12 protein-coding genes are annotated in these 12,752 nt (G+C 38.8%); 6 read left to right on the forward strand and 6 right to left on the reverse strand.

The genetic code is table 11. The features are described from left to right. Window positions 1–163: 163 nt before the first annotated feature. From PL11201_RS16265 to PL11201_RS16280, 4 genes are all read left to right on the forward strand, one after another. The gene (locus PL11201_RS16265; RefSeq protein ID WP_079679981.1) at window positions 164–592 is read left to right on the forward strand and encodes a hypothetical protein; all 429 of its coding nucleotides are present in this window, start codon (window positions 164–166) and stop codon (window positions 590–592) included. 159 nt (window positions 593–751) lie between these two features. Beyond that, complete coding sequence (locus tag PL11201_RS16270; RefSeq protein WP_079679982.1) at window positions 752–2,896, forward strand: NACHT domain-containing protein; 2,145 nt, start codon at window positions 752–754, stop codon at window positions 2,894–2,896. A 35-nt stretch (window positions 2,897–2,931) separates the two neighbouring features. Next, window positions 2,932–4,038: an IS630 family transposase gene (locus tag PL11201_RS16275; RefSeq protein ID WP_079678947.1), complete on the forward strand. Its 1,107-nt coding sequence runs from the start codon at window positions 2,932–2,934 to the stop codon at window positions 4,036–4,038. A gap of 38 nt (window positions 4,039–4,076) precedes the next feature. After that, window positions 4,077–5,306 (forward strand): HEAT repeat domain-containing protein, encoded by a 1,230-nt coding sequence (locus tag PL11201_RS16280; RefSeq protein WP_144017787.1) that lies wholly within the window; start codon window positions 4,077–4,079, stop codon window positions 5,304–5,306. Between the two features lie 44 nt (window positions 5,307–5,350). On the opposite strand, the gene PL11201_RS27105 is transcribed toward PL11201_RS16280, so the two are convergent. After that, complete coding sequence (locus PL11201_RS27105; RefSeq protein ID WP_234996728.1) at window positions 5,351–5,911, reverse strand: hypothetical protein; 561 nt, start codon at window positions 5,909–5,911, stop codon at window positions 5,351–5,353. Window positions 5,912–5,992: 81 nt separating this feature from the next. On the opposite strand from PL11201_RS27105, the gene PL11201_RS16290 reads away from it, so the two are divergent. Next, window positions 5,993–6,424: a helix-turn-helix domain-containing protein gene (locus PL11201_RS16290; protein WP_234996729.1), complete on the forward strand. Its 432-nt coding sequence runs from the start codon at window positions 5,993–5,995 to the stop codon at window positions 6,422–6,424. 309 nt (window positions 6,425–6,733) lie between these two features. Here the strand turns inward: PL11201_RS16290 and PL11201_RS16300 are convergent, their stop codons facing one another. Next, entirely contained in the window at window positions 6,734–7,846 is a 1,113-nt protein-coding gene (locus PL11201_RS16300; RefSeq protein WP_079678737.1) for an IS630 family transposase, read from the reverse strand. Window positions 7,847–7,906: 60 nt separating this feature from the next. Beyond that, window positions 7,907–8,296 carry a ParB/RepB/Spo0J family partition protein gene (locus PL11201_RS16305; RefSeq protein WP_079679985.1) on the reverse strand — a complete coding sequence of 130 codons (390 nt, stop codon included), beginning with the start codon at window positions 8,294–8,296 and terminating at the stop codon, window positions 7,907–7,909. A 213-nt stretch (window positions 8,297–8,509) separates the two neighbouring features. Here PL11201_RS16305 and PL11201_RS26515 point away from each other — a divergent pair, with 213 nt between their 5' ends. After that, window positions 8,510–8,671 (forward strand): DUF6364 family protein, encoded by a 162-nt coding sequence (locus tag PL11201_RS26515; RefSeq protein ID WP_158442920.1) that lies wholly within the window; start codon window positions 8,510–8,512, stop codon window positions 8,669–8,671. A 116-nt stretch (window positions 8,672–8,787) separates the two neighbouring features. On the opposite strand, the gene holA is transcribed toward PL11201_RS26515, so the two are convergent. Genes holA through dnaN form a run of 3 tightly spaced genes read right to left on the reverse strand, consistent with a single transcriptional unit; the run spans window position 8,788 to window position 12,559 of the window. Beyond that, window positions 8,788–9,771, reverse strand: coding sequence for a DNA polymerase III subunit delta (gene holA / locus PL11201_RS16310; protein WP_079679986.1), 984 nt, complete (start codon window positions 9,769–9,771; stop codon window positions 8,788–8,790). Continuing rightward, window positions 9,768–11,150, reverse strand: a complete 1,383-nt coding sequence (gene dnaX, locus PL11201_RS16315) for a DNA polymerase III subunit gamma/tau (RefSeq protein WP_079679987.1) — start codon at window positions 11,148–11,150, stop codon at window positions 9,768–9,770. Before dnaX ends, holA begins: the two co-directional genes overlap by 4 nt. A gap of 14 nt (window positions 11,151–11,164) precedes the next feature. Further along, entirely contained in the window at window positions 11,165–12,559 is a 1,395-nt protein-coding gene (gene dnaN / locus PL11201_RS16320) for a DNA polymerase III subunit beta (protein WP_079680107.1), read from the reverse strand. Between the last annotated feature and the right edge of the window lie 193 nt (window positions 12,560–12,752).

Consider the following 12,752-nt stretch of genomic DNA (forward strand, 5'->3'; position numbering starts at 1 on the left):
GATGGAAAATTTTCCATTGAGGTTGGGGATTAGTTAAGAGCAATTTGGCTAAGATGTTTGAGAATCTGAAGAACGCGGACTGAAATATTAGCTAGGGGTTGTAACCCCTGACAGGTCTTGCTATGCTCTGAAATAAGTAATCAATTCTCGCTCGAACTTACAAATGGAACCTACTACTGTAGCAACCGCGCTCGCAACCGTACTGGCAACAAAAGCTTGGGAAAAAATTGGAGAAAACCTTGGAGATGCGGTGACTCAATGGGTTGAAAAATTTTGGTCATTGCTCAAACACGAGTCTCCAGATACGGCGAGTGCGATTGAACTTGCGCCTGAGCAACCTTTAGATTACGGTCAAGCAATGCTGGAAGTGCAATCAGTAGCTGCTCGAAATGACGAATTCAAACAAATATTAATCCAATTGCTAGCAGCAGCACAGGCAGATCCAAATCCCAGACTTGCCGAATATATCCAAGCGGAAATGAACAAGCTCCAGTCCCAACAACCATCCATCCAAAACCTGAACTGGTCGAAGTTGCAAGAAAAGGGAGTTATCAATCAAGGTAATATCGAGAACCAGACTAACAATTTCTGACTGCATCCGTCCTTTGAGAACGGGGCAAAGTCGAATCTCACCGAGAATATCGAAGTTAAATGGCGCGATATCTGCGACAAAGTTGTAGCAACTCAACAACTCCGTCGCCAAGCAACAGCACAACAATATGAATTAAATATTTACGTTCCCTTGGGATTAATGGAACGTCCCAAAACACCAAATCCCAGAAGAAACCCCACAGGGGAAGACTCGCCACCGCAGAAAGAACCAGAACTGCAAATCGTCCAAACTTATAAAGATGATGCTTTTTTCCAGAAAGTTATTGCCGAAAATCACACCGAAAAACGTAAGCATATCGCCATTATTGGCGAACCAGGTGCGGGGAAAACTACGCTGTTAGGAGAACTGGCGGAACGTTTGTCAAAAAATTCCCCGAATTTTCCGATTTGTATTCGATTGGCAGATTTACGGGATAGCACAATTGCCGATTATTTACTCAATAATTGGCTTTCAAAAGCGCTGCAATTTATCGATGTTGAAGCAGAAAATGTCACCCCAGAAATTAGAAAAGCACTCAAGCAACTTTTCGCTGAAGGTAAAGTGTGGTTGCTGTTGGATGGGGTGGATGAAATGGCGGCTGCTTCCCCTATCGAGGCGTTAGCGAGAATTCGGGAACAACTGACAGACTGGGTGGGTAAGGCGCGGGTGGTGCTAACTTGCCGTTTGAATGTTTGGGATGCCACGATTAGCAATACCCTGACAAATTTTGATACTTATAAAACTTTGGAATTTGAACCCGATGATGTGGATGAGTTTATTCGTCAGTGGTTTGAAGAGGCAAGTCAGGATGAAAAACGGCGCAATTCTGGCAATGAAACTTTTTGGCTAGAACAGGGCAAACGCTTGCAGCAAGAGTTAAAATCACCGGAAAAAGAGAACATTAGGAGAATGGTATGCAATCCCCTGCGGTTGTCGATGTTGTGTCAGTCTTGGTGCGTACCCAAACCGGAATTGCCCGAAACGAAGGCGGCACTTTACGAGCAGTTTACCACTTATTTTTTTGAGTGGAAACAAGAGGAATTCGAGAAGAAGCATCAGAGGGTATTAGAAGAGCCGGATAAAAAACAGATTCAACAAGCTTTGGCAAAGTTGGCTTTAGCGGCAATGGAAAGCGTTAATCGGTTTCGGATTGAGCAAGATTTTGCCGTTGAGCAGATGGAGGAAGAGTGGTTTAATTTAGCAGATGAATTGGGATGGTTGGTTTTAGTTGACAGGGATACCCGCACGAAAAAGCCTGTTTACGCTTTCTTCCATCCGACGTTTCAAGAATATTTCGCTGCTTGTGCAATTGAGGATTGGCACTTTTTCTTAAATCATCAAATTCCCCCTGTTTCTTCTTGCAGTTACCGCATTTTTGAGAGGCAGTGGAAAGAGGTAATTTTGCTGTGGTTGGGGCGAAGGAAGATAGAAGGAAAACAGAAAGAGGAATTTATTGATGCTTTGGTTAATTTTGAGGATGGATGTGGAGAATGGGGCAAGCAAGATAAAGTAGATAGAGGCTTTTATGAATATCGAGCCTACTTTTTAGCTTCCGAAGGAATTGCCGAATTTAAAGATTATTCCAAAGTAGATGAAGTGATTGTGCAAATTTTTAAGTGGTCATTTAATGATTTTGATAATAAAAAAAAAAAGAGGGTAAATTTTTTCTATTTAATTATTAATGAAGCTAGGCAAGCATTAGAGCAGACTCAGCACCCAAAAGCGATCAATGCTTTGGTGCAACTTCTCAACTCACTGCATCTTTCTAACTTAACCCCTTGGCAAGTTAATTTAACTCGTTGGCAAGTGGCAGAAAGTTTAGGAACAATAGACCCAGGTAATCAAATAGCTATTCATACTTTGGTGCAACTGCTCAACTCACCCGAACTTGATGATGACATCCTTTGGCAAGGAGTAGTAAGCTTAGGGCAAATTGCTCAAGGGAATCAAAAAGTAATTGATGCTTTAGTCGAACTGTTCATCTCACCCGAACTTGATGATGATATCCGTTGGCAAATTGCAGAAAGCTTAAAAGAAATTGATCCAGGCAATAAAACAGCCATCGACTCTTTGGTGGAAGTGCTAAATTCATCCGAACTTGATGATGATACCCTTTGGCTAGTTCTAGAAAGCTTAGGACAAATATCTCAAGGCAATCAAAATCAAAAAGCGATCAATGCTTTGATGCAATTGCTAAATTCACCTAAACTTGATGATGATACCCGTTGGCAAGTCGCAGAAAACTTAGGAAAAATTGACCCAGGCAATAAAACAGCTAAGCTGCTACGCAGCTTGATTGTATAATAGAAGATTAAGTATTTTTAGGGATATAACCCCCAATGCCAGCCAAAAATCATCTGTCTAAAGAGCAAAAAGAAAGATTACTTAAAGAAATGAAAGAAAATCAAAATGCTCAAATTAGAGAAAGGATTTTAATTTTATTATTAATGAATGAGGGAAAAACCTATCAAAAGATAGCCAATTTTTTAGAAATTTCCTATCCGACAGTAGCGTACTGGGCTGTTCATGGTGATCCCGATAAAATGGAGAGTTTTATAGATGGAAGAAGCCAAGGAAACTTTCGGAAAGCTACGGCTGAATATGAAGAAATGTTACTAAAAGTAGTAGAAAAAGAACCATCAGAATACGGATATGAATTTGGGAGATGGACAGGAAATAGATTAGCAACATATTTAGAGCAAGCAACAGGAATTAAGTTGAGTGGCTCTCAAGTCAGGAGAATATTACAAAGAAAAAAGTACGTTTACCTTTGGGCAAAGTACAGCTTAGAGGACAAACAAAATCCGGTACACAGGAAAGCATTTAAAGAGAAATTGTTAGAGTATTTAAAAATAGAAAAAGAATCACCTGAACGCTTGCAAGTATGGTTTTGGGATGAAGTAGGATTTAGTTTGAGAGTAATAAGAAGAAAAACCTGGGGGAAAAAGGGAAGCCGAAAAAAAGTAACAGGACAAAGAAGGAAAGGAAGAGTAAATCTAATGGGAGGGTTAAGGTATAGCGATAAAAAAAGAATAAATTTTGTGATTAAGAAAGGAGAATCGGAGACCTTTTATCAACAAATCAAAGCTTTACATAATTGGATTGTTGAAGAATGGATAGAGTCGGGAAAATTAGCCGAAGAATTTTTAGAAACTGGGCCTAAATTAGTAATAATTTTAGACAATGCTAGTTTTCATAAAAAGAAAGAGATTTTAGAGAGAATAGAAGCAGAAATGCCGAATATTAGGTTAGAGTTTTTGCCCCCTTACAGCCCTGACTTTAATTTAATTGAATTGGTTTGGCACTCAGCTAAAGAATATATTGCTCATCGGCTATTTGAATCAGTAGAGCAGTTAGAAGAATTATTGAATAAATTGTTAAACGAAGGAGATTTAATCATTAATTGGTCTCGCAAAATTAAAAACAAAGGAAATGCTATTTATTAAATCAAGCTGCGTAGCAGCTTATCGATTTTTTGGTGGAAGTGCTAAATTCACCCAAACTTGATGATAATAACCGTTGCAGACTAGCAGAAAAATTAAGAGAAATTGATCCAGGTAATCAAAATGCCATCGATTCTTTGGTACTATTGCTTCACTCATCCCATATTAGTAATTACATCCATTGGCGAGTGGTAGTAAACTTTGAGAAATTTGGTTTTGGCAATCAAAAAGCTGTTGATACTTTAATGGAACTACTCAATTTCCCCCATCTTGATGATGATACCCGTAGGCGAGTAGCAGAAAGCTTAGGGAAAATTGACCCAGGCAATCAAAAAGCTAGAGATACTTTAATGGAACTACTCAATTTCCCCCATCTTGATAATCAGACTCGTAGGCGAGTAGCAGAAAGCTTAGGGAAAATTGATCCAGGCAATCAAAAAGCTATTGACACTTTAATGGAACTACTTAATTCATCTAAACTTGATGAATATGACCGTTGTAAATTAGCAAAAATCTTAAGAGAAATCGATCCAGGTAATCAAAATGCAATAGATACTTTGGTGCAATGCCTCAGTTCACCCGATATTTTTGATTATTTTGATTATGAAACTCATGAGGAAATAACAGAAAGTTTGAAGAAAATCCAAAAAGACAAGCAGTTTGCCGTCATCAAAACCTTAAAAGCCAATTTCAATAAATCTCAGGAAATTGATGATTACTGCTACGAATTAATTTGGCACTACGCCCAAAATCTAACCTACCCCGACTTCTACCAATCTTGGCATCAAGACACCCTTACCAACACCGCAACAGAAAATCTCAACATAGCAAACTTACCTCAAGTCCTTGCCGAAGCTATTAACAATCAACCCGAATTATGCAGCAAAGTAAAGCTAATTTGCATCGACACACACCAATTCATCGACCCCGAAAATCCCGCTCCAGAAATTTACGACCTGATGCTAAATCAAAAATGTCCAGAGTGGCAGAATGGGTATCCAGAAACAATGCAAAAACTCAAACTTTATTGGAATTCCCTGCATCGCAATAGCAAAAATCCCCTCTTTTTCATCTGCTACGATTCCACAGCACTCACAGCCACACCCACAGGATTTAGCCTTCCTTTTTTGACAGCATTGAGCAAATTTGATGGCGCGATTTGTGTAGTATCAGAAAAAGTGGATATTCCGTTGCAAACTTTTTCACCAAGTCAACCCAATTTAATTGCAGATATTGTAGGTTGGATGATGGAAAGAATGCTCGAAGAATAGAGAAATTAGTCTATAGATTAGCTTGCTTTTGCCTTTTATTATATCTAAAAAGCTTGTTCAATAGCTCGATGCGCTAATTCAATTTGTTCGACTGCATCAAGATAAGTTAAAGTGGCTGCATTCCAGGATAACCGTTTTTGTATTCGGTTTAAGATCATTTTTCCAAACTCATGCACAGTATCAAAGCGTTGCAATCTGAGAATTCGCTCTGCAACTTGGCAAAAATCTGGCTGGGGATTTTCAATCACTTCGACATCGGATAAAAGTAGCGATAAAATCTCGCTTCCCATATCAACCTTGACGGTCATTCCTACGGCTGTAATTCGACCCCAAAATCCATTCCATTTCCGTTGAGGAATTCTCTCTTTGGGTACTAAAGGAATTTTAATGATCACCCAAGTTCCAATGGCGGGAGTAAATTCTTGTTGAGTTGTTTTAATATCATCTGGTTCGTCTGTTAGGGATTGATTTTCTGCGGAAGTTGGGGATTGCGAATCGGGTTCTGCCTTCATATCAATGGGGTTAAAAATTGTCTGTTCTTTGAGCAAAATTTTAGCTTGTTTGGGGGTTTTTGCTGCACCTGTGGCGATCGCATCAAGAATCATTTTCCGTTTCTCCTCTGGTAAGCTGCTACGCAGCTTGATTGTATAATAGAAGATTAAGTATTTTTAGGGATATAACCCCCAATGCCAGCCAAAAATCATCTGTCTAAAGAGCAAAAAGAAAGATTACTTAAAGAAATGAAAGAAAATCAAAATGCTCAAATTAGAGAAAGGATTTTAATTTTATTATTAATGAATGAGGGAAAAACCTATCAAAAGATAGCCAATTTTTTAGAAATTTCCTATCCGACAGTAGCGTACTGGGCTGTTCATGGTGATCCCGATAAAATGGAGAGTTTTATAGATGGAAGAAGCCAAGGAAACTTTCGGAAAGCTACGGCTGAATATGAAGAAATGTTACTAAAAGTAGTAGAAAAAGAACCATCAGAATACGGATATGAATTTGGGAGATGGACAGGAAATAGATTAGCAACATATTTAGAGCAAGCAACAGGAATTAAGTTGAGTGGCTCTCAAGTCAGGAGAATATTACAAAGAAAAAAGNTCGCCAACTGATACCCCGCATCAATACTTTGCTGATTCATCATCTCCAGCCAAACCTCTGCGAGTTTGGGTTCATCGATGTGGAGGAGATCCGCCGATTGAATCGCCACACGCCCTTTTCGGTAAGTTCTGCCACAACCTAACCCAACAATAGCTGCCACAATATTCTCAGTTAGTTGCATTTGTTTTCCATTCAAATTCAGATTAAACCTCCCCAATGGAAAATTTTCCATTGAAGGGTGTTGAGGATTCTGGGATGAAACTGTCATTTCTGAGTCGGAAGTGCGTGGCGTAGTTTGAAAAGCGTAAGCTGTTGTGCATTTAAACTGTGATTATAGCATTACCTTTGTTTTTAAGTTTACGTCCCCATTTAATAGATAACTGTCCCTCATTTAAAAGCTGATGCAATAAACACTCTAGCTCATCAACTGATTTAAAGAGTCGATTAGCAATATATTCTTTAGCTGAATGCCAGACCAATTCAATTAAATTATAATCTGGACTATATTCTGGAAGAAATTCTAAATAGATATTCGGCATTTCTGCTTTGATTTTTTCTAGGTATTCTTCTTTTTTGTGAAAACTTGCATTATCAAGAATAATGACAATCTTGGCTCCTTTTTCTACAAATTCTTCTGCTTGATTTCCCGCTAATACCCACTCATGAATTAGCTCTTGATAAAAACTTTTTAACACTTGATAAAAATTATTTGCATTCCCTTTATCCAGAAATTCTACAAATCTTTTTTTGTCCGAGTACCTCAATCCTCCCATAACATTAACTTTTCCTTTTCTTCTGTCTCCTCTAATCTTTCTCCTCTTTCCTTTTTTACACCAGTTCTTTCTTTTTATTACTCTTAAATTAAATCCACTTTCATCCCAAAACCATACCTGTAATTGTTCTGGACTTTCTTTTGTTATTTTTAAATACTCTTCTATTTTATTTTTAAATAATTTCCTTTTTTCTGGATCTCTTTTCTCTTCCAAGCTATACTTTGCCCACAAGTAAACATACTTTTTTTTCTTTAATATCCTTCTCACTTGTGAACCACTTAATTTTATTTCTGTGATTTGTTCTAAATAAGTTGCCAATCTTTCTCCTGTCCATCTCCCAAATTCATATCCTAATTCTTCCGGTTCTTTTTCTACAGTTTCTAATAATATCTCTATATATTTATCTGTGGCTTTTCTATAATTTCCTTTCATTCTTTCATCTTTTAGGCTTTCTAACTTGTCCGGATCTCCATGTACACACCAATAACATACTTTATTTATTGAACATCCCAAAAAATTGGCAATTTCACTTTGTTTTTTACCATCATTTAGCAATAGTAGAATCAAGATTCTTTCTCTAATTTGTCCATTTTCTTCCTCTTTCAATCTTTTCTGTAGTTTCTCTACTTGCTTTTCATTTAAGTGATTTTTAGCAGGCATATTTTTATTGATTTTTCTAAACTTAGTTTTTCATTATACCCTATTTAGATGCTTAACAGCTTAACAATTTCTGAGTTTGCGGGCGAGGGGTTCTACAATCATACCTTCTCGAATTTTCTGCACCGTTGTCTGTTGTCGCTGACGGTTTTCTGCAATCAAGACGAATAGTTCCTCGTCTTCGCTTTCAAAGTGACAGACTTGAACCGGAGCTTTTTCCCACCCCAATGCCAGCAAGGTTCGCCAACGCCGATGACCGCTAATAATCGTCCCATCGGTTTTGATCAGTAACGGACGGACATAACCTTTGAGGGCGATCGCCTCCATCAAGTCCGTCAGATTCTCGTTGCGACCGTAAATCGCCTCATTGCGGGGATGGGGTTTGAGGTGATTAAGCGGAACGTACTCAATCACCTCAAAGCTTTTCAGCGATTGCGTTTGGCTTGTATTCATGATATCGCCCTGACGTTTATCTGGGATTGAGCTTGCTGCCAGTCTCTCCTTAAGATAGCATAATAATCATACGTTTCATAAAGATCATACTTTTAGGCGAATTAGGGTGATCGTTACGGTTAGAGACGTGCCATGGCGCGTCTCTACAGGAAATGTCGCGAAAATGCCTCAGAAAGTGCAATATAGTAACAGAGGATTCGCAAGGAGGATGCAATGGCAAGAAAACGAATTACCTTATCTTTAGATGAAGATTTGCTGGAACGAATCAAACAAGCGGCACAAAAAGATGACCGCAAAATCAGTAATGAGGTGGAGAGAATCTTGATCAAGCACTATCCCCCAGAGCATAATTTTGCTCAATCCGTTTCCAGTTGATGTTTGAGCAATCAACTTTCAAGTTCTATTAAATTTGATATTAATAAAAAAAATAATCCCAGAGTTTTGTTAGTTCTTAGCTAACAAAATCCTGAGATTGATAAAGGGACTATTAATCATTCAAACGATTTAGCTGCTGTTTTAACAGGTTGGCTTGCAAAAAGTTGGGTAATTGCCAGAATAGAAGACAGCAGCAAGTTTCGTTTTCCCTGTTTTAAAGCTATTTCTAAATCCAGTAACAAAGATACAGCCTTTACTAAAGATTGCAAAGGAATCGTTTGTACCTCTTGTTTAAGAAAATAGACTCGTTTAAAATTAGCAATTTGGCAAATCTTGGCAATTTCCGAATCAGATTTAACCCCCTTAACAATTGTTGCTTTGACCCATAGCCAAGTTCTAAATTGGGTAATAAGAGTCGCACAAATCGCAACAGGAAATGTTTCTTTTGTCAAGAGTTCTTGGAGTAAATCAACCGCTTTTTGGGCATTATTTTCTCGAATTGCTTTAGCTAATTGCAGGCTATTTTGGGTGGTAGAAGGGATAAGAGAACGCACTTGTTTTAAACTCAGCTTTGCGCCATTACTGTAGAGAGCTAGAAGTTGCAGTTCAGATTCAATTCGGGCTGAATCATTGCCAATAGCATCAGCTAAATATTCTCTACTATTTTGATCCAATGATAAACCGATGCGAAGGCTTTGGGTACGGATATATTGGGCAATAAGATCAATTCGCCAAGGCGCAATCAAATTGAATTCAAACAGTTGGCTTTGGGAGAGTAGAAATTTTGAGACTTTCAATCGTTTGTCAATGCTGGAAGCTACAAAAATCAAATCAGTTGATTGGGGAACTTTTGGGAGCAATTGAAGAATATCCATCACGGCTTGATCAAACTGTTTAAAGTTGCAGTCCTCCACAATTACTAATTTAGCTTTAACCGAACCAAAAGCCGGAGTTAAAGCGCAATAAATGGCTTCATCTACAGCAGAAGCATGAAAGCGATGATAGTTGAAACTAAGCCAAGCGGGGTTAAGGCTTTTTTTGAAAGCCAAGAGTTTTTTGGAAATTGCATACCGATCATCGCCAACTAACAAGCTAATCATTGATTTCCCTCCTGAATTAAGACTTGATAGTTAATTCCTGTTGCTGTCAAAAATAGTTTTTGTACCTTCCGAATATTGCGGTTAAATTTGTTAAGATATGGGGAAGGTACAGCTAAGATGGCTTTTTGCTCGGTTAGTTCCGCAAGGAAAGCAACCGACAGGAAAACTCGATTCTTTTCAGATGCTTTTGACAGCACGGTTTCCCAAATGGTGTTTTTTAGATCAATGGGTTTTGAGGAGGAAACAGAGGTTGAATTTCGCTTATGAGTTTGATGATTACGGGGTTTATTTTTAGCAGATTTAGGAATTAATCCCAGTAAACAAACTTCTAGCCATAAACTCGGTTGCACACTTTTATTAAGCTGCCATTCTGAAGTGCTTAACTGTTCAAAACCTTGATGAATTGAAGATTGACTCCAAGTTTTTGCGATCGCCTTGAGTTTTGAATAGGAAACACCACTGGTGAGTAAGGATGAACAGTCAGGGACGTTGGCGACTAGCAACAAGTCTCGATAACAACTCAGTAAGCAGGTTAGCAGAGTCAGGGGTGTTTTTCCACTATCAAGGAGTTCACGAGACAGTTGTAGCAGCTTCAGGGTGTCTCCAGTGTTAATGGAGTGCAGTATTGTTACTAAGTCGGACTCTGAAACGCGACCCGATAGTGCTAGAACCTGAGAATGGGTAATTTCTTCTCCCAACAAGCTTAACTGACCCAGTAATTGCAAGGCGTCTCGCAGTCCACCCCCACAGGCGCGAGCGATCGCAATTTTACCCGATGAGGTAATAGAAATAGCTTCTTTTTCGGCAATAATGGTTAAATGCTGAACAATCGCAGCAACAGAAAGCGGCTGAAACCGAAACACTTGACATCGGCTGACAATAGTAGGTAGCACTTTATGTGCTTCTGTTGTGCAGAGAATGAAGACAACATGAGCGGGTGGTTCTTCAAGACACTTGAGAAGGGCGTTAAAGGCTTGGGAACTGAGACAATGAACTTCGTCTAAAACAAAAATTCGGTAACGACCGATGGCTGGAGCAAAGTGGACTCGTTCAATCAAATTCCGAGCGTCTTCAACTCCGTTGTGGGAAGCTGCATCAATTTCCATGACATCTAAACTGCTTCCTTTTTCGATAGAATGACAGGACTGACATTGACCGCAGGGAGTAACAGTGGGTTGGTCGGTAGCGGTGCAATTTAAGGACTTTGCTAAAATTCGGGCTGTTGAAGTTTTTCCAGTCCCCCGTTCTCCTGTAAACAAATAAGCAGGAGCAATTTTGTTCGCTTGAATGGCGTTAGAAAGGGTTCTTTGAATGTACTCCTGTCCGGTTAATTGAGATAGGGTACGGGGACGATATTTCTGAGGAAATGGAGTGTACATAATGACAAGAAAAGTTATGATTTGACAACAGGCATTAACAAGTATTGGCTATCGATTAAAAGATGGGGTTGTTCTCGATTACCAAAGGGTTTTAAGATAGCCGGATGAGCACTATCAATGAGGTGAATTGAAATTTCAGAACTAGCGATCGCTTTAATCCCTTCCAACAAATACTTAATATTGAAAGAAATGGAAAAAGAATGACTAAAGTTGATAATTGCTGTCAGTTCTTCTCTGCCATTCCCAAACTCCCTTAATAAGGATAAGGAAACTTGCTGGTTTTCAGGGCTAAAGTCAATGTTGATGATTTTTTCTTTTTTATCCGCCAAGACCGAGAGCCGTTCCAGTGCTTTCACAAAAGGTAATTTTTCCAGGTAAACTTGATGTTTGAACTCGTGGTTTAATAGCTCTTGGTAGGCGGGATATTCTCCTTCTAAACAACGAGTGATTAGCCGTTGCACGCCCCAAGAAAATTCTACATAACCCGTGGTCAGATTATAAGATAGTTGTACAGGTTCAGCAGAAGTCCGACTCGCTAAAATTCGCTCTAATTCCAATAGAGATTTAGCGGGAAGGGTAAATTGCAAAGGTTCTGTATTCTCCGTTTCTTTCTTTTTCTTGAACCCTTGAATGGAGGTTTCTACCACAGCTAACCGATGACCGTCCGTTGCAGCTAATTCTAAGGTATTAGAGTTAATTTTTAGATGAACTCCGGTTAATATCTGCTTCGTTTCATCGGTCGCTGTTGCAAATAATGCTCCTTTAATACCACTTTTTAGAGCTTCCGCAGCCATAGCCAGATTTTGGCAAGGGTTGACTTCAGGAATTGAGGGGAATTCATCGCTTGATAAACCTCGAACTTGGTAACGTCCACTGGCGGAAACTAAAGTTAAAATTGGATTTTGTTCGGGTTTAACTGTACTTAAAGGGTGATCTTGGTTATTTTCAGCGTTCAAGGAGATTGAGTTACTTAATTGGAGATCACCGGAAGAAAACTTACGGACAATTTCACTTAAAAGTTCGGCGGGAATTGTCGTTTCCCCTGGAGTGTTAACCTTAGCTTCAAAGGAAGTTTGAATGGCTAAACTCAGATTAAATACGCTTAAGTAAACACGCTGAGTTTTAGAGCAAGCTGCTAACAGAACATTACCTAATATGGGATGGGTTGGTTTAGCAGGAACAGCATGGCTAACCAGTTCGAGGTGAGTTGCTAAATCATTTTGTGTGCAAAGCAGTTGCAGAGTAGCATCTGAAGTTGAGGAAGATGGGGAAGTTTTAGAGGTGTTAACAACTTGGCTTTTTTCTTCTGTTAAAATTTTGGAGGTTTTAGAAGGAACAGTTTGAAGGTCAGAGGATTTGGTCTTTTTAATTCGGCTTTGAGTTGCCGAACGTCGGGTTTTAGTTGGCATTTTTCCCATTAATATATTGATCAAAACCTAGCAGCGATAGCTGCTTACAAACTGAGGCATTATTATTATTTTTTATAACCCTGCTTGTTGTAAAGCTAACTCTAAAAGAGATTGAACTTGAAGAATTTCTGCTTCTAAAGGATCTTCAATCCTAAATTTTTCTTCAAATTCTGTTGTTTTTAATCTTAAAACG

The organism is Planktothrix sp. PCC 11201 (assembly GCF_900009135.1).
In the GTDB taxonomy this organism is placed as follows: domain Bacteria; phylum Cyanobacteriota; class Cyanobacteriia; order Cyanobacteriales; family Microcoleaceae; genus Planktothrix.

Excerpts from the sequence above, each read along its gene's own strand:
- dnaN (WP_079680107.1), bottom strand. The coding sequence starts at position 12,559 with ATGCCAACTAAAACCCGACGTTCGGCAACTCAAAGCCGAATTAAAAAG.
- PL11201_RS26515 (WP_158442920.1), top strand. The coding sequence starts at position 8,510 with ATGGCAAGAAAACGAATTACCTTATCTTTAGATGAAGATTTGCTGGAA.
- dnaX (WP_079679987.1), bottom strand. The coding sequence starts at position 11,150 with ATGTACACTCCATTTCCTCAGAAATATCGTCCCCGTACCCTATCTCAA.
- PL11201_RS16270 (WP_079679982.1), top strand. The coding sequence starts at position 752 with ATGGAACGTCCCAAAACACCAAATCCCAGAAGAAACCCCACAGGGGAA.
- PL11201_RS27105 (WP_234996728.1), bottom strand. The coding sequence starts at position 5,911 with ATGATTCTTGATGCGATCGCCACAGGTGCAGCAAAAACCCCCAAACAA.
- PL11201_RS16275 (WP_079678947.1), top strand. The coding sequence starts at position 2,932 with ATGCCAGCCAAAAATCATCTGTCTAAAGAGCAAAAAGAAAGATTACTT.
- PL11201_RS16265 (WP_079679981.1), top strand. The coding sequence starts at position 164 with ATGGAACCTACTACTGTAGCAACCGCGCTCGCAACCGTACTGGCAACA.
- holA (WP_079679986.1), bottom strand. The coding sequence starts at position 9,771 with ATGATTAGCTTGTTAGTTGGCGATGATCGGTATGCAATTTCCAAAAAA.
- PL11201_RS16305 (WP_079679985.1), bottom strand. The coding sequence starts at position 8,296 with ATGAATACAAGCCAAACGCAATCGCTGAAAAGCTTTGAGGTGATTGAG.
- PL11201_RS16300 (WP_079678737.1), bottom strand. The coding sequence starts at position 7,846 with ATGCCTGCTAAAAATCACTTAAATGAAAAGCAAGTAGAGAAACTACAG.